At 40.3% G+C, this 15810-nt stretch carries 17 protein-coding genes and 1 pseudogene; 14 read left to right on the top strand and 4 right to left on the bottom strand.

Annotated elements, in window-relative coordinates; all coding sequences use genetic code 11:
* Window positions 1–54: 54 nt before the first annotated feature.
* Both AC3WTL_RS15805 and AC3WTL_RS15800 read left to right on the top strand, forming a co-directional pair.
* A pseudogene (locus tag AC3WTL_RS15805) lies at window positions 55–269 on the top strand (alpha-L-glutamate ligase); the annotation flags it as partial.
* Window positions 270–441: 172 nt separating this feature from the next.
* Window positions 442–732: an RNA polymerase alpha subunit C-terminal domain-containing protein gene (locus AC3WTL_RS15800; protein ID WP_304586349.1), complete on the top strand. Its 291-nt coding sequence runs from the start codon at window positions 442–444 to the stop codon at window positions 730–732.
* A gap of 165 nt (window positions 733–897) precedes the next feature.
* Here the strand turns inward: AC3WTL_RS15800 and AC3WTL_RS15795 are convergent, their stop codons facing one another.
* Window positions 898–1791, bottom strand: coding sequence for a GNAT family N-acetyltransferase (locus tag AC3WTL_RS15795; RefSeq protein ID WP_304586348.1), 894 nt, complete (start codon window positions 1789–1791; stop codon window positions 898–900).
* Window positions 1792–2158: 367 nt separating this feature from the next.
* On the opposite strand from AC3WTL_RS15795, the gene AC3WTL_RS15790 reads away from it, so the two are divergent.
* The 6 genes from AC3WTL_RS15790 (at window position 2159) to AC3WTL_RS15765 (ending at window position 5636) form a co-directional block, all read left to right on the top strand.
* Window positions 2159–2674, top strand: coding sequence for a DinB family protein (locus AC3WTL_RS15790; RefSeq protein ID WP_095244167.1), 516 nt, complete (start codon window positions 2159–2161; stop codon window positions 2672–2674).
* 216 nt (window positions 2675–2890) lie between these two features.
* Window positions 2891–3232 carry a PadR family transcriptional regulator gene (locus AC3WTL_RS15785; RefSeq protein WP_095244168.1) on the top strand — a complete coding sequence of 114 codons (342 nt, stop codon included), beginning with the start codon at window positions 2891–2893 and terminating at the stop codon, window positions 3230–3232.
* Window positions 3229–4047: a permease prefix domain 1-containing protein gene (locus AC3WTL_RS15780; protein ID WP_095244169.1), complete on the top strand. Its 819-nt coding sequence runs from the start codon at window positions 3229–3231 to the stop codon at window positions 4045–4047. Before AC3WTL_RS15785 ends, AC3WTL_RS15780 begins: the two co-directional genes overlap by 4 nt.
* Window positions 4048–4175: 128 nt before the next feature.
* Window positions 4176–4607 (top strand): GNAT family N-acetyltransferase, encoded by a 432-nt coding sequence (locus tag AC3WTL_RS15775; RefSeq protein WP_179288997.1) that lies wholly within the window; start codon window positions 4176–4178, stop codon window positions 4605–4607.
* Between the two features lie 144 nt (window positions 4608–4751).
* Window positions 4752–5150 carry a VOC family protein gene (locus AC3WTL_RS15770; RefSeq protein WP_095244170.1) on the top strand — a complete coding sequence of 133 codons (399 nt, stop codon included), beginning with the start codon at window positions 4752–4754 and terminating at the stop codon, window positions 5148–5150.
* A 57-nt stretch (window positions 5151–5207) separates the two neighbouring features.
* Complete coding sequence (locus AC3WTL_RS15765; protein ID WP_095244171.1) at window positions 5208–5636, top strand: NUDIX hydrolase; 429 nt, start codon at window positions 5208–5210, stop codon at window positions 5634–5636.
* A 103-nt stretch (window positions 5637–5739) separates the two neighbouring features.
* Here AC3WTL_RS15765 and mleCBF read toward each other — a convergent pair whose 3' ends face one another.
* Complete coding sequence (gene mleCBF, locus AC3WTL_RS15760; protein WP_095244172.1) at window positions 5740–6579, bottom strand: CBF family alpha/beta fold macrolide esterase; 840 nt, start codon at window positions 6577–6579, stop codon at window positions 5740–5742.
* Between the two features lie 462 nt (window positions 6580–7041).
* On the opposite strand from mleCBF, the gene helD reads away from it, so the two are divergent.
* Both helD and AC3WTL_RS15750 read left to right on the top strand, forming a co-directional pair.
* Window positions 7042–9378 carry an RNA polymerase recycling motor HelD gene (gene helD, locus AC3WTL_RS15755; protein ID WP_492369735.1) on the top strand — a complete coding sequence of 779 codons (2337 nt, stop codon included), beginning with the start codon at window positions 7042–7044 and terminating at the stop codon, window positions 9376–9378.
* A gap of 50 nt (window positions 9379–9428) precedes the next feature.
* Window positions 9429–10949: a DHA2 family efflux MFS transporter permease subunit gene (locus AC3WTL_RS15750; RefSeq protein ID WP_492369734.1), complete on the top strand. Its 1521-nt coding sequence runs from the start codon at window positions 9429–9431 to the stop codon at window positions 10947–10949.
* Between the two features lie 225 nt (window positions 10950–11174).
* On the opposite strand, the gene AC3WTL_RS15745 is transcribed toward AC3WTL_RS15750, so the two are convergent.
* A complete protein-coding gene (locus tag AC3WTL_RS15745) occupies window positions 11175–12950 on the bottom strand; it encodes a beta/alpha barrel domain-containing protein (RefSeq protein ID WP_492369733.1) in 1776 nt (591 codons plus the stop codon).
* Window positions 12951–13204: 254 nt separating this feature from the next.
* Between AC3WTL_RS15745 and AC3WTL_RS15740 the strand changes: the two genes are divergently transcribed.
* The 4 genes from AC3WTL_RS15740 (at window position 13205) to AC3WTL_RS15725 (ending at window position 15240) form a co-directional block, all read left to right on the top strand.
* Window positions 13205–13630 carry a MarR family winged helix-turn-helix transcriptional regulator gene (locus AC3WTL_RS15740; RefSeq protein ID WP_492369745.1) on the top strand — a complete coding sequence of 142 codons (426 nt, stop codon included), beginning with the start codon at window positions 13205–13207 and terminating at the stop codon, window positions 13628–13630.
* Between the two features lie 12 nt (window positions 13631–13642).
* Window positions 13643–14161: a spermidine/spermine N(1)-acetyltransferase gene (paiA, locus tag AC3WTL_RS15735; RefSeq protein ID WP_492369732.1), complete on the top strand. Its 519-nt coding sequence runs from the start codon at window positions 13643–13645 to the stop codon at window positions 14159–14161.
* A gap of 22 nt (window positions 14162–14183) precedes the next feature.
* Window positions 14184–14804 carry an FMN-binding negative transcriptional regulator gene (locus AC3WTL_RS15730; RefSeq protein ID WP_492369731.1) on the top strand — a complete coding sequence of 207 codons (621 nt, stop codon included), beginning with the start codon at window positions 14184–14186 and terminating at the stop codon, window positions 14802–14804.
* Between the two features lie 148 nt (window positions 14805–14952).
* Window positions 14953–15240 (top strand): hypothetical protein, encoded by a 288-nt coding sequence (locus tag AC3WTL_RS15725; RefSeq protein ID WP_492369730.1) that lies wholly within the window; start codon window positions 14953–14955, stop codon window positions 15238–15240.
* Between the two features lie 93 nt (window positions 15241–15333).
* Here the strand turns inward: AC3WTL_RS15725 and AC3WTL_RS15720 are convergent, their stop codons facing one another.
* A complete protein-coding gene (locus AC3WTL_RS15720) occupies window positions 15334–15804 on the bottom strand; it encodes a tRNA (cytidine(34)-2'-O)-methyltransferase (RefSeq protein WP_492369729.1) in 471 nt (156 codons plus the stop codon).
* Between the last annotated feature and the right edge of the window lie 6 nt (window positions 15805–15810).

Raw genomic sequence — 15810 nt, 5'->3', positions numbered from 1 at the left:
CAGCTTTCAGGAGTATAAAAATATCAATGATGATTTTGAGGACGAAACTTTGGAAAATATAAAGAGGTTCTGGCCAGGAATGATATTCAAGTCGCTGGAATCGAATTTATCAGAAATGCTGAAGGTGACATTTTTACGTATGATATTAATACAAGCACAAACTAAATTCGGATGCAGAAGCAAAAGCCGGTAAGTATGGCATGCTCGAATTAGCTGCCTTCCTAAAGAAGACAGTAGAAGAAAAATTCGCTGCAGCAGCATCTGTATAAATTGAATTTCAAGGATCGGCTGTTCATTACAGCCGATCCTTTTTTAACCAGCCGGGAAGCTTAAATGAAAAGGGAAGTCATAAATAGGGTGGCGGTATACGAATAGTTTATAAAATGAATATACGATTCATAATAGATAATACAGGATTAGTCTAGAATTGGAGGAATTATCTTGGCAGTAGGTAAAAGTTTAAGGATTTGTGAAAAGGGACATAAATTTTACAAAACTAGTGAGTGTAAAAGCTGCCCTGCCTGTGATAAAGAGAATAAACCCAATAGTGGCTTCCTTTCAAAACTCAGTGCTCCTGCAAGGAATGCATTGGTATTCGATGGAATAGACACTTTGGAAAAACTATCAAATTACACAGAAAAAGAAATATTAAAACTTCATGGTATTGGACCAGCTTCCCTGCCTATTATGAGAACCTGCTTAAAAGAAGAAGGGCTATCATTTAAAGAATAATTCTTCTGGCTCTTATTTTACAGCGGGTAAGAAAGCTCATTATTCTATGGAACCCAAAAGTTATGGAGTGAAATGAATAGCAGGCTGCAACATTAAGACCGAAAAAAATATGACAGCCGGACCCTCTTGTTAAAATTCCAGACTGCCATATTTTTGTTTAAGTATTTAAAAATGGCAAGAGTAACACACAAAACCTTCTGCTTCTTTAAATCCTTCTTGCACATACAATGATTTTGCTTGCTCATTTTCTCCATTTACAGATAAATATATTTGTTTGTATGACTGGTCTAATCCAAACTGCATAGCTTTCCGCAGAAGCATTCTTCCTAACCCTTTACCTTGGTACTCTGGAATCAAGGCAAGAGACCCGATATTCATTGTCTGAATATCATTATATTCATCGTCGGAACATTTCACCACTCCAACCGGCCTTTCATAATGGTAGAGTATCATGGCCCCGCCATCAAGATAGTCATCAGAAGCCATCATTTTCTTTACTTGGTCCGGGCTCATTGGTGTTTCGCTCCCTTTAAGCTTAGCGAAACCAGTGTTTCGGACCATACACCAGATTTCTTCGTCCTTCCCTGATTCATAATTTTTGATTTCATAGTTTTCCGGAAGATTTACTGACGCAACCGGTGAATGATCTCGTAAAAGGATAAACGAGTACCGTTCTGCTGAAAATTGTAATTGTGATAAATTACTTTGCAGCTTCTTATTATCAAGCGGTATAAATATAAAATATTTATCGTAGCCTTCTTTATACTTCAACAATTCGTTCATTAAGCCTTTATAAACATCAATATCTTCAATCTCAGAGTGGAAAATGCGAAATCTTGATTTCCGCCCGCTTTTCGCATATTCATCCATAATCAAGGAAGCAACTGCTTTTACTTTCCCATTTTCATCAATTGCTAAATAGGTTGGGTTCTCTTCAGTATCTTGAAACTGTTTTAAATCATCCTCATATAAAAAGGAAGAATCAACTGCTCCTTTATGAATCCTGCAGTAATTTAAAAAATCTTCTACTCTTCCATTTGATAAGCGCTCAATTTTCATTTACACATACCTCCCCTTAAATAAAATAATACACATGAACGAAAGAAAATGAATAGGTATACAGCAGAACTATAAGTAGACTTTACTTAAAATAAGTGCCTTAAGCTTTAAAGCCGGTGGGGGACCAGACATCATTCATTAAATGTTAAGCTGCCAAGCCAGGTGGCTTTTTGTTATGTTACTAACGGGGAGGATCGTTTGTTGTACTATCGAGGGCAGTTGTTGAATAAGAAGAGGTTTTATACAAGGAGAATTCAACTAGAATTGGAAATCGTTATTTCTGGGGTGCAGCCTTAAAGAAAAAGGAGGAGGTAATTTAATTAAAAGGGAGAATGTTAATAAGCATATTATTGAGAGGAGTTTGAAGATGTATCATAGTTTAAGCGATTTTTATACATCTTGGGAATTTGAGGCAGGAGCTACAAGCAGGATTCTTAAAAATCTCACGGATGAATCATTAAAGCAAGAAGTCACTCCAAATCAATGGTCTTTAGGACGTATTGCATGGCATACGGTCACTTCTATTAAAGTTATTAGTTCACAGGCAGGATTAAGGTTTAAAGCTCCTGATGAAGACTGGTCTGTCCCATCATCCGCTAACTTCATTGCTGAAAGCTATATTAAATCTTCACATGAATTTGTTGAGGCTTTGAAAACTCAATGGACTGATCAGACTCTTATGGAACAAATTGACTTCTTTGGAATAAACATGACAAAGGGAAGTCTTTTATTATTTTTAAGCCAACATCAAACTCATCACCGGGGACAAATGACTATTCTAATGAGACAAGCAGGAATTAGTGTTCCAGGGATCTACGGTCCTTCAAAAGAAGAATGGGCACAATTAGGAATGGCTGAACCAAAACAGACTTCATTTGGCTAAAATTTTTAGAGACTGTATTGCATCTAGATATTTAATCAATTCACTATTAGACAAAGACTCCTAATAACCACACTATTAAAGACCGATTTTGTTATTCAACTAAAGGGGCATTTTTATGGAAAAAGGACTTATCATTCCTAGAGTCCTATTTATTTATTATAATACCTTGCATTATATAGTATTTTATTTTATCTTTAGATAAGGGGGTGGGCAAATTTGGAAGTTAATAAAGAAGTGCTAAAGGGTCATATTGATACGTTAATACTGTCTTTACTACATACTAGAGATTTGTACGGATATGAGTTAGCAAAACTGGTTCGAGAAAAAAGCGAAGACCAATTTGAAATAAAGGAAGGGACACTTTATTTATCTCTAAAGCGTTTAGAAAAAAATAAATGGATTGAATCTTACTGGGGCGATGAACAAGGACCAGGAGGAAGAAGAAAATACTACAAACTTACACCACAGGGTGAAGAAGGTTTTGAAAAAAAGCGTTTGGAATGGCAGTTTGTAAAAAAAATTATTGATTCGTTTTTAGAAGGGGGAGAACAAGCATGAAACAAATAGAATCGTATGTTGATGAAGTTTATCATAATGTTGGTGGGAATAAGAAAGACATTGAAGATTTAAAAGCAGAAATGAAAAATCATTTGTTAGAAGCAGTTCACGAATTGAAATCAGAGGGAAAATCAGAACAAGAAGCTATTGAAATAGCAATTAACCGTTTTGGCGGAGAAAATGAAATGCGTTCTGTTATAGGGCAATTATTTAAAGCACAAAAAGTATTTGCAAAATGGGTGCTTTATCTAGCTTTAATATGCCTTATTACTACTGTTACCCCATTTGGAGTTATATGGTCATTAGAAGAACAAAATGCACGCGAAAATTCCATTGTTGCGACTAAAATTTTTGATGTGTTGGATGGAAAAAGAGCCATTTCAAAAGATATGGAAGAAGAAATAAAAGGGCTCGTTCAAGGAACAGACCAAATTTCACAAATCGAAATTTATAATGTAAGTAATGTTGATAATAACAATTTGGTATTTGATTATGTAAGAGATACAAAGCCAGATTACCGATATGAACAAAAAGTGTGGAATCCTGAATGGCTTCAAGCCGATTTCTTTCCTTATGGAAACGGCGATGGTAAACGGTGGTACGTTGAAATGGAAACGAGACATATTGGTAGTTTAATGTCTATAATTTTGTTCTCAGGGATGGCAGTTTATATAACTTTGTTCACTATTTGGGCAACCGTTAATGCTTATCATCATAAACGATTAAATATTGGTTGGGTTATCGTGTTTACTTTATTAAATATTGTCGGTTATTTGCTTTATTTTTTAGTAGGGAAAAGAAAAGTGCCAGCTTAGATCTGTGATACAAAAACAGGAATGATAGGTATTCCTGTTTTTTCAACTAGCGGGCAGGTTAATGGAAAAAGGAAAAATATTGGTAATTACAGAAGTTTTATAGAAATAAAAATATAGTGAGGTGTGAAATGGAAATTAGGATAGCAACAGTGAATGATATTAAGGAAATAACTATATTGATGGAACACCTTGGATATCCCACAACAATCGAAAAAATGAAAAAACGATTTAGCAATATTGAATCTAGTCCAGACTACCATACTTTGTTAGCATTATATGATGCTAAAGTAGTTGGAATGATAGGACTTGTAAAAGGGTATTATTATGAATTAGATGGCTTATATGTTCGTATTGTAGCCCTTGTGGTAGACTCAAATCACCGTAATAAAGGGATAGGTAAACAGCTATTAAACGAGGCAGAAATTTGGGCAAAAAAAATTGGAGCAACGGGAATAGGGCTAAATAGTGGGAACCGACCAGAGAGAATTAATGCTCATAAATTCTATAAAAATAGTGGCTATATAGAAAAAAGTGTTGGATTTGCAAAAAGGCTTATCTAAAATACCCACTGTAAAGTTTGTGAATAATTGTACTTAAACAAACGGGTGCGTTAGTTAAACAAAGGGGAATTGAAAAAGACGTAGAAATGTTAGATTAGGTAAGTAGCTATATTTTGGAATGTTTATTCACCAGGAGGTGTGTATTTGTCAAAGGGGTTGCTCCATCATATCGAGCTGTACGTATCAAATTTGGAAAGGTCATCCGAATTTTGGGGGTGGTTTCTCGAGGAGTTAGGATATGTATCTTTTCAAAAATGGGAATTCGGACAAAGCTGGAGACTAGGTGAAACCTACATTGTCTTTGTGCAGGCAGAGGAACGCTTTCTTGATATTCCATATCATAGATGCCGAGTGGGGCTGAATCATCTGGCATTTTATGCTGAATCACGGCTTCACGTTGATGAAATAACGAATGTATTAGAGGCTAAAGGGGTCAATATCCTTTATAAAAACAAGCATCCTTTTGCGGGAGGAACTGCTCATTACGCAGTCTATTTCGAAGATCCTGATCGAATTAAAGTTGAATTAATTGCTCCTTTATAAAACGTGGTCTGCTTCTATTTATTATGGAAAGTGAAATTTATGAGCGGGAGGCTAAAAATGTTTATTGTAAATGTAGAAGGGGCTATAAGGAAAAATGACAAGTGGCTCATTGTTGAAAGAAGTAAAAAAGAGGAACATGCAGGTGGTTTGCTTTCCCTTGTTGGAGGAAAGGTGGATTTAGAAGGAAACTCATCAAATATTTTAGAAAGAACTGTAAAGCGTGAAATTTTAGAGGAAGTCGGGGTAAAAGTAAAAGACCGTTTAACTTATATACACAGTACTTCTTTCGTAACAGATACTAATCATAATGTAGTAGATATTGTTTTTCTATGCGAATATGAATCTGGTGATGCATTACCTTTATGTTCCGATGAGGTCGAAGAGGTGTTATGGCTAACAACTGAAGAGATCTTACATCACCCGAAAGCGCCTGTTTACTTAAAAGAAAGTATTAAGTATGCTGAAGCATTGATTCCAATCCATTAGTAGCAGGGTTCTTTTAATATCGGATTGTATAGAAAAAGCAGCCCAATTTCTCATTAATAATTTTGAGAAATTGGGCTTTGAACTTTTCTTAACTATTCTTTTATCAAGAACTATGCTTTACAACAGAATCTATAATCTGATTCCAGTCTTCACTATGAATCTCATGGCCAGTTCCATCAAGTGTCATCAATTCAGAATGAGGGATGGCTTTCTTAAGCGCAAGCCCGTGCTCGTATGGGAGGGCCGGGTCTTCTGTTCCATGAATGATGAGAACCGGTACGCGGATCTGATCCATTCTATCATAATATTCTTCTCCGCCTTGAAGCAGGGCATGGTTAAATCTGCTCGGCAGCTGATTGGCGCGGTCTGCTTCTCTTGCTGCAAGTTTAGACATTCTTTCCTGTTCGAAAGGCTTGGAGCCGGCCAGTGTTTTCCATCCGCCAGCGAGATAAGGAATGACAGCATCCCGATCCGACCAATCGATGGAAGCACTCTCCGCGTGGTAATCCAGTATATTCTGATCCATTGGCGGCAGCTTTTCCATCTCAGTTCCAAACACACTTGATGCGATAAGCGTAAGTGTCAATACACGGGCCGGATATCTTAAGGCAAGAATCTGTCCAGTTAATCCGCCCATGGACATCCCGACAATATGGGCCTGATCAATGTGATAAGCATCCAGTACGCCTGCTGCATCGTCAGCCAAGTCTGTTATTGTATAATTGGAAGTCCCGGGTTCATAAGTGGTCGATCTTCCCAGATCCCGATGATCGTACCGAATGACAAATCTCCCCTGATCAGCCAGACGGTGACAGAAATCCTCGTCCCACCAGTCCAGTGAAGACATTGCGCCCATGATCAAAAGAATTGCTGGATCCTTAGAGTTTCCAAAGCTCTCTGTACATATATCCACATTATTTATTTTCATTATTTGTTCACTCATCTTTTACCTCCGTATGATCGTATCATTGTTCTAAATATCGCAGATCAGATTCTTTCCGGAGCATTTAGACCTGCCCCTGTTCATAATCTGTGCCGAATCCACTTGATAATCATGACGAGGCCTCCTTTAATTTTTTTGCAAGGGACTCATCCCTATATGTATTACCCTAACATATCTCTAAGTACTTTAAAGCTAAATTTTCCGGTGGTTTCTGCTTTAGACTGCATGAGGAGATGTGGGCATCTGGATTAAAAAAGAAATAAAAAGAGCCATATTTACGCTAAAACTGTAAATACGGCTCTTTTTTTATAATTATCTATTGAAATAGATGAATTCCTGTGATAAATTTATATAGATGCACATTATGTAATTAAAGTTAAGTGTATTATCCCTATCTTAATTATATAATGAAATCGATTCGTTTGTCAACCTTTTTATAAATATTTTTAAGGAGTGTTTGCTATGAATTCAAAACTTCAGCACGAGCAAAATCGATTGGACGGTGTAATGGAGACGATTACGGAGGAAGTCCGCAGATTGGAAGAAGAAACCTCCAGGCGTAAAAACGAAGTAGTTCATATCCGCAAACACTTTTGGGATGAAGTCAAGGTGAACACAGATACCTTTGATGATTATTTGGAGACCATTATCGGTTTGAGGCAGGAGGCACAGGCTCTGTCTGTCAGCCAAAGCACCCATCGGCATGCTTCAAAGCGCTTGTCCACCCTGCGCCGAATGGAAGAGGTGCCCTATTTCGGCCGGATCGATTTTACGGAAGAAGGCTCTTCCGAACAGGAGCCTGTTTATATTGGCATTGCTACGTTAAGGGATCAGAGCGGCGAGAATTTTCTTATTTACGACTGGAGGGCGCCGGTTTCGAGTGTGTACTATGATTATCAGCCGGGGCCTGCTAAGTATGAAACACCCGGAGGCACAATTGAGGGCACATTGGAGAAAAAGTGGCAATATCTGATCCGCCGCGGTGAACTTCAATCCATGTTCGATACGAGTCTGACCATTGGGGATGAAATTCTGCAGCAGGTTCTCGGCAAGGGAACTGATAAGCATATGCACAATATTGTCGCGACCATTCAACAGGATCAAAACCGGATCATCCGTCATGATCAGGGAAGGCTGCTCATTGTTCACGGTGCGGCCGGAAGCGGCAAGACGTCAGCTGCCCTGCAGCGGATTGCATATCTGCTTTACAAGTACCGCGAAAATCTGAATGCTGATCAAATCATTCTGTTTTCACCTAATAGGATGTTTAACAGCTATGTATCCAATGTGCTGCCGGAGCTCGGGGAAGAGAACATGCAGCAGGTTACCTTCCAGGAATATTTGGATCATCGGCTGGGTAAAGAATTCGCCGTAGAAAATCCATATGAGCAATTGGAGTATGTCTTAACTGCTGCGAAAACCCCTGACTACAGATCAAGGGTTGCGGGCATTAAATTTAAAGCATCTGCCCGGTTTTTTGAGGCCATTAATGCGTACTTGAAGTCGCTGGAGTTATTCGGAATGTTGTTTAAGGATATAAGTTTCAGAGGAAAGCCGATCGTTGCTGCTCAGCAAATGGCAGATCAATTCTACAGCAGCGGCACTTCACTCCGTTTTCATAACAGACTTGAGAAGCTGGCGGATTGGCTTATTAAGCAAATTACTGAAGCTGAAAAAGCTGAACGGTCCAAGGAGTGGGTACAGGAGGAAATCGAACTGCTCAGCAATGAGGAATACCATAAGGCACATGCCTACCTGGCGAAAAAACGCGGCTTTACAGGGGATTCGATTCATGATTATGAAATCGAGCCTGAAGCGTTAGCCCGCCTGATTGTCCGGAAAAAATTCAAGCCGCTGCGAAAACAAATCAGGGCCATGCGTTTCATTGATATTAAGGCGATATACAAGCAGCTATTTGCAGATCCCCTGAAGATCCGAGAGTGGATGGAAGAGGAGATGCCGGCAGAATGGGCTGCTATCTGCCAATCGACACAGGAAATGCTCGGTGAAGGCAGATTATGTTATGAAGATGCTACTCCATTTTTATATGTGAAGGAGCAGATTCAAGGCTTTCAGACGAATAGTTCGATTAAACATATTGTGGTGGATGAGGCGCAGGATTACTCTCCGTTTCAATTTGAGTTTTTAAAGCGTTTGTTTCCTGCTTCCAAGATGACGGTGCTCGGTGATTTTAACCAGGCGATTTTCGCCCATGCCAGCGAAACGGCTGATTTTCACACACTCACCAGCCTGTATGGTCCGGATCAGACAGAACTGATTAATTTAGCGAGGAGCTACCGGTCGACTAAACCAATCATCGAATTTACACGAAGACTGGTTCCTAACGGGAAAGAGATCATCCCGTTTGAACGCGATGGCAAGCTGCCTGAGCTGAAGCAATTATCAGATCACACCGAACTGCACAGCTTCATTGCCTCCCAGGTTGCTGACTGGAGAAGCCAGGGGCTTAACAGCATGGCCATTATCTGTAAGTCTGCTGAGGAAAGTGCAAAGGCCTATGAAGCCCTGTCCGGCATCGATGGAATAAAACTCCTGAAAAGCAACTCGACCGAATATGAAGAAGGAGTCGTTGTCGTACCTTCGTATTTATCCAAGGGCATTGAATTTGATGCCGTTATTATTTATGATGCATCGGAAAGTGTATATGGTGATGAAAGCCTGCGAAGAGTGTTTTATACCTCCTGCACGAGAGCGATGCATGATTTGCAGCTCTGCAGCGTGGGTGAACCGAGTCCCTTCTTGCAGGATGTTTTACGGGAAGGTCTTATTCAGGTCTGACTTGGCTGGGTGTATCATCTATAGTTAACTTAGAAAGAAGGATTGATCGAATGTCGCAGCAAACCAATACGGATCAAAACAAACCGCCATATGGCATGATCGCCATTTTATTTATCGGGGCTTTTGTAGCGATATTGAATGAAACATTGCTGAACGTTGCTCTCCCATCCATTATGGAAGAATTTGATGTGAATGCAACTGCCGTACAATGGCTGTCTACAGGCTATATGCTTATTAACGGGATTTTAATACCGGCAAGTGCCTTCTTCATTCAGCGATTTTCCGATAAGAAATTATTCATTACAGCCATGTCACTGTTTACTTTGGGAACATTCCTGGCCAGTATTGCGCCTGCATTTGGTGTGTTATTGGGGGCTCGGATGATTCAGGCTTCAGGATCCGCGATTATGATGCCCCTATTAATGAATGTCATGCTTACCGCATTTCCGGTCGAAAAAAGAGGGGCAGCAATGGGGATGTTTGGTCTTGTCATGATTACAGCTCCAGCAATTGGACCGACTCTTTCCGGATGGCTGATTGAACATTACAGCTGGAGAATGTTATTTGACCTTGTTCTGCCAATTGCCCTGTTAACCGTAGTTTTTGCAGTCTTTAAATTAAAAGATATCACACCGCAGAGAGCGATTAAGCTTGATTTCATCTCGCTGGTTTTATCAAGCATCGGGTTTGGCGGCTTGCTTTATGGCTTTAGTTCAGCAGGGGAAAAAGGATGGGATAGTCCCCTCGTGTACGGCACAATTGTGATTGGGGCACTTGCTTTACTTACCTTTGTACTCCGTCAGCTTCGGATGGATGATCCTATGCTTGAATTTCGCATCTACAAATATCCGATGTTTGCCCTGTCATCAGCGATTTCAATCGTGATCGCTATTGCCATGTTTTCAGCGATGATTTTAATGCCCATCTATGTACAGACCATCCGCGGAATTTCACCGATGGACTCAGGCCTATTGATGCTTCCGGGAGCGATTGTCATGGGGGTCATGTCTCCCATTACAGGGAAACTCTTTGATAAGTATGGGGCAAGAGTTTTGGCGGTGATTGGGCTGACTATTACCGTTGTAACATCTTATTTCTTCAGCAGAATTGGCATGAATACGGCCTATTCAACCCTTGTTCTGCTGTATACCTTTCGAATGTTCGGGATGTCAATGGTTATGATGCCTGTCATGACAAATGGATTGAATCAGCTGCCGCCGATCAACAATCCGCACGGAACCGCCATGAATAATACACTGCAGCAGGTATCCGGTGCCATTGGCTCCGCGCTGCTGATTACCGTCATGAATAACCGTACAAAAGAAAAAGCAGAGGAGCTGGCTGCTGACACACTGGCCAATATGAGTGCAAGTGCAGGTCAGCCATCTGCACAGGCCGCAGCTGACATGCAGCAGCAAATCATGAATGAAGCGATGCTGCATGGCATTAATTTCACTTTCTTCCTTTCTGCATTGATTGCGGTGATTGCACTTATACTTGCTTTCTTTATTAAGAGAGTAAAACCTCATCATGAGAATCAAACAGGTGAGGAATTGGCTGTTAAAGAGTAATCAATATACTGAAAACCGGGTGTTGTCCAGTTTCTGGCACCACCCGGTTTTTTTAAAAGATAAGAAAGTATAAAACTTTGAACGTCGATAACTGTCTAGCTCCAGCGCCTACCCCCTCGAGGTCACAAGCCGAGCCTCCCAAAAAGGCAAAGGACGCCTTTCCGTGAGGCTCGTCTTGTGCTTGTCGGGGGTGGGCAAGGCGCTTGCGCTTTTCTTTTGCTGCCGCTATTTTTTTAATAAAAAAGGGGCGGTTGCAATAACACCAATCACATACAAAAGCAAAGCGAAGTAAGCAGGAAGCAGGTGGATGAAATCTATATAGTTAATAAAAAAGTGAGTTAAAATCCCGGCGGCGAATGCCGGGATGGCACCAATGGTGAAGGTCCACCACACCCATCTTTCCCCCTCGCGGATGCCCCATAAAGCAAGCATTAGGACGAGCAAGCCTACACTTAGGAGTGCGCTCCCAAAGCCTGCCCGGTCATGTGCAATCACAGGAATTAACCGATCGTTAAACTCGTTAAGCGCTTCAGGAGTCAGGCAAAGATAAGCAAGATCTGTTGGTACAAACACATGTGAAGCTCCTATGGCGGAAATGACCATCCCGCCAATAGCTAATGAAAAGCCAAGTATTACAAAACAAAGCTGGCCGAATAAGCTCAGCTTCCACTGCGCACTGTTTGAAAGGTTTGAACTGGCAGGGGATGCATTTGCGTTTCTTGATTTTGCATATCCCAATATAAACAAGGGCAGTAAAATAAGCCAAAACAGCCCATGAAGCCAATCGAAATAACCGTAGCCAATAAACAGGACAATTCCCAGGAAGCCGATGGTTCCTGCTAAATTTACTGCTTTTCTTGCCCAGTGGAGGCCGTGTCTTATACCATGCCTGGCAAGCTGCATATAGATGATTCCACCTGAAATCATCGTTCCTGAAAGCGTCATTCTGTCATGTGCCATAAAATATAAAATAGCAGGGTTAAAATAAAGAATATCTTTCCTGAAGATCCCAAGAAATCGCTCATCATAGGGAAGGATCACCGAGGTCATGCTGAAAAACAGGGCAATAAACCCTGCAATGGCAATAGCCAAGCCAAACAGCCAATACCAGCGCCATCCTTCCACTTTAACAGGCTCCTTCTGGAATGTGCTGGTATAGGCCTCATTTATCCTCTTCGGCAATCCGGGTCCAGTAAAAATATACTCATCGCCTAACATGATTAAAGAAGCTCCGCTTTCCAGCAGTTTAATAGCATCTGAAGGCTCTTTAACACCACCTGAAATGATGATGGGCAAATCTTCACTGTACAGCTTTCTGAGGGCTGCCAGCTTATGAAGGAGTTCTTCCGGTGAATCCTTTCCTGTAAGAAGAATGCCGTCCGGGCTATAGTCCAGGCTGAGAGGATCATTCTTTGAAAAAGAAAGGATGATAGGTTTATTTAATTCGTATTTAAATTGATTAAATTGGCTCGCTGATTGAAAAGTACGACTGTCCAAAATAAATCCGTCACTAAAAGGCAACATTTCTTTACAAATTTGCATGGCTTCCTGATAAGTTCCTTCCACATTAATGAGGAAAGGAATTTTCTTTTTCTTTAGAGAAAGCAGCTGTTTCTTAGCAGCCGTTAACTCCATAGAAGCGTCAGTTAATCTATGTATCTTCTCTTGTTTCGGTTCCATATATAGTTCTTCAGCTGACCCTCGAATGGAAACAGGCCCGATCTCAATAAAACCAAACCCCAAATTCTGAAAAGCCTTCGTCCCCGTTAAGTGAGGATCAATCCTGCCGCTTAGTCCGACTGGAGTGGAAAAATGAATACCGAATACATTTTTCGCAAGCTTGCCGGAGGGTTCCATATGACCAAGAAATGCGATTAATCCTTCCCCTATACGGCTTGATGAAATCATGCTCATTCCGCGATGGATAAACTCCCGGCTGCAGGAAGGCGGAAGCTTCTGAAGTATGGGCTTGAAAATAGGATGATACGACCAATCCGGCAAATAAACACCTCCCATTTTTATCTATTTTAGCATATGCGTTTGGATGGATAGGTTTATATTGCAGTGGAAGAGTGCTCTTTCTATTTTATAATTGGACCCATGCATCTCCATTAAAAAGGCTGCAAAATATTTGTTTATTTTTATTGCAAATGCAACAATAATAAGTTAGATTGAATACATTGCACCATTGTTGTATTTACAACAAAATTTGTGTTAAGGAGCTGACTACGCTGGAAATTCTACGTGAAATTGGCATGATTGCGAGGGCGCTGGATTCCATAAGCAATATCGAATTTAAAGAGCTTGACCTTACAAAAGGGCAGTATCTGTACCTTGTGCGAATATGTGAACAACCAGGAATTATTCAGGAAAAATTAGCTGAAATGATAAAAGTAGATCGGACAACAGCGGCCCGTGCGATTAAAAAGCTTGAACTGAACGGTTTTATAGAAAAGAAAGGTGATGAACAGAACAAGAAAATCAGGAAGCTCTTCCCAACAGAGAAAGGGAAAAAAGCTTTTCCTTTCATAAAAAGAGAACATGAATATTCCAATGCGATTGCCTTAGAGGGATTCAACGAAAAAGAAGCAGAAATCATTTTCAGCCTGCTCCAAAAAGTTAGGAAAAATGTAGAGAAAGACTGGGAATATGTGAAAAAGGGGAACAAGAGAAATTATTGAAGGAGAGTCATAATGGCTATTAATATAAAAAAATGTACGCTTGAAGATTTAAGCAGACTACAGGAAATTAGCTATGAAACCTTTTATGAGACATTTAAGGATCAAAATTCACCCGATAATATGGAAGCCTATTTGGAAAAGGCATTTAACCTAAAGCAATTAGAGACTGAACTATCCCACCCTTCATCACAGTTCTATTTTGTTGAATTTGAGGGCGAGACAGCCGGGTATTTAAAGGTCAATACCGATGAGGCTCAGACTGAAGAAATGGGCGATGAAGCACTTGAAATCGAGAGGATTTATATCAGAAGCCCATTTCAGAAACAAGGGCTTGGTAAGTATCTGTTCCATAAAGCCCTTGAAAGTGCGATGGAGCTTAATAAAAAGAAAATTTGGCTGGGTGTATGGGAAAAAAATGAAAAGGCAATTGCCTTTTATAAGAAAATGGGGTTTGTCCAAACGGGAGCCCATTCTTTTTATATGGGTGATGAAGAACAAACGGATTTTATAATGGCCAAGACTCTTAACTAATTTTTTCGAAGGGCGGATGGTTATGTATATTCCAAAATACTATAAAGTCACAAATGCGGATGAAGTATGGGAGTTTGTTCAAAGTAACTCGTTTGGCACGATCGTCACAGTAATACAAGGAAGGCCCATTGCCACTCATGTGCCACTGCAGCTAAATAATGAAGGAGATACGTGCTATTTAACAGGGCATATGGCTTACGGGAACCCTCAATGGAAAACATTTGCAGACTCTGAAGATGTACTGGTGATGTTCCAGGGGCCGCATGCTTATATTTCTTCCTCCTGGTATGAAGAAGAAAATGTGCCGACTTGGAATTATCAGGCTGTCCATGTATATGGGCAAGCGAGTATTCTGAGTGAAGAGGAATTAAAGGGTGACCTGGCCATTCTGCTTCAAAAATATGAAAAGCATCGCAAAAATCCTGTCTTATGGGATACACTTTCTCCTGAGCTTGTAGAACAGCAGCTAAAGGGAATTGTTGGATTCAAGATAAAAGTACAGGAAATTCAAGCTGCCGATAAACTAAGCCAGAACCGTAATGAAAGAGACTATCAAAACATCATTCATAAACTCTATGAAGAGAATGATTCTAATTCTAAGCAAATGGCCCGGCTGATGGAAGGAAAGCTAAAAAGGGATTAAGTTTATAAAAAAAACAGAGGAACCCCAAATGCCCTCTGTTTTTTTGTGTTTGGAATATTATGTTAGGATAGAGGGAGATTAAACCTTTACGTGAAACGAATGTATACTACTCTCATACATTAGTATTACAGGGAGGTGAAACCTCAATATGGAAATCATACTATTTTTGACCATACTTGGTTTATGCCTATTTGGTTTTAATTGGTTAATGGGATATAGAAAAAATTATATCACCATTGATCTGGATGAGAGGTATGTGGACTTTAAAGAGTATGTTGAAGCAATCCAGATTGAACTTGCCAATCAAGGGAGAGAGGTCAGTTATATAGGGAGTCGGAAATTCATTATTGATGGCAAGACCTATATTTTCATAGAACGAAATGTTTCAATGGGAGGCGTTCCCCTGCAGAGAACCATTCTGAAACCGGAAAAATGATGGACCTGAAGGTGCTAAAAAGAGATAGGGGGACTGAATCAATGTCTTTTATAGGAGGGCAAAGATAAACCATCTTCCAGCGCAGAAGATGGTTTATTTCATATTCGGGAATCCCTGCTGGCGCAATGCCTCGTATACCAATATCGCAGCTGTGCTCGAGAGGTTTAGTGATCTGACATTGCCATTCATAGGGATTCTTAAAAAGTGATCTTTATTTTCTTCCAGCAAGTCTTTTGGCAAGCCTGTGGTTTCTTTTCCAAACATAAAATAGTGCTCCTTTGAGACATCACTGAAATCAAAGGATGAATGGGCCTGTTCACCAAAAGTTTCAATATAGTAAAACTCGCCCTGGTTTTTTGAGAAAAATTCATCCATGGAATCATAATACGATATGTTCACAGAGTCCCAGAAATCAAAGCCTGCCCGCTGGATCATTTCCGGCTCTGTTGAAAAGCCAAGCGGCCGGATTAAATGCAGAGCTGTATCCGTTCCAGCACAAGTCAGGGCAATATTTCCGGTGTTGGCCGGAATATCCGGCTGATATAGTACGACATGTATGGCCAAGGGTTG

Source organism: Cytobacillus sp. EB106-05-05-XG126 (assembly GCF_058791715.1).
The sequence above is the reverse complement of the archived record's forward strand: the minus strand, read 5'-3'. Positions and strand labels throughout refer to the sequence as shown.

Coding starts and splice junctions, on each gene's coding strand:
- mleCBF (WP_095244172.1), bottom strand. CDS start 6,579: ATGAGTGAACAAATAATGAAAATAAATAATGTGGATATATGTACAGAG.
- paiA (WP_492369732.1), top strand. CDS start 13,643: ATGGCTATTAATATAAAAAAATGTACGCTTGAAGATTTAAGCAGACTA.
- AC3WTL_RS15790 (WP_095244167.1), top strand. CDS start 2,159: ATGTATCATAGTTTAAGCGATTTTTATACATCTTGGGAATTTGAGGCA.
- AC3WTL_RS15795 (WP_304586348.1), bottom strand. CDS start 1,791: ATGAAAATTGAGCGCTTATCAAATGGAAGAGTAGAAGATTTTTTAAAT.
- AC3WTL_RS15730 (WP_492369731.1), top strand. CDS start 14,184: ATGTATATTCCAAAATACTATAAAGTCACAAATGCGGATGAAGTATGG.
- AC3WTL_RS15765 (WP_095244171.1), top strand. CDS start 5,208: ATGTTTATTGTAAATGTAGAAGGGGCTATAAGGAAAAATGACAAGTGG.
- helD (WP_492369735.1), top strand. CDS start 7,042: ATGAATTCAAAACTTCAGCACGAGCAAAATCGATTGGACGGTGTAATG.
- AC3WTL_RS15780 (WP_095244169.1), top strand. CDS start 3,229: ATGAAACAAATAGAATCGTATGTTGATGAAGTTTATCATAATGTTGGT.
- AC3WTL_RS15775 (WP_179288997.1), top strand. CDS start 4,176: ATGGAAATTAGGATAGCAACAGTGAATGATATTAAGGAAATAACTATA.
- AC3WTL_RS15750 (WP_492369734.1), top strand. CDS start 9,429: ATGTCGCAGCAAACCAATACGGATCAAAACAAACCGCCATATGGCATG.
- AC3WTL_RS15725 (WP_492369730.1), top strand. CDS start 14,953: ATGGAAATCATACTATTTTTGACCATACTTGGTTTATGCCTATTTGGT.
- AC3WTL_RS15740 (WP_492369745.1), top strand. CDS start 13,205: ATGATTGCGAGGGCGCTGGATTCCATAAGCAATATCGAATTTAAAGAG.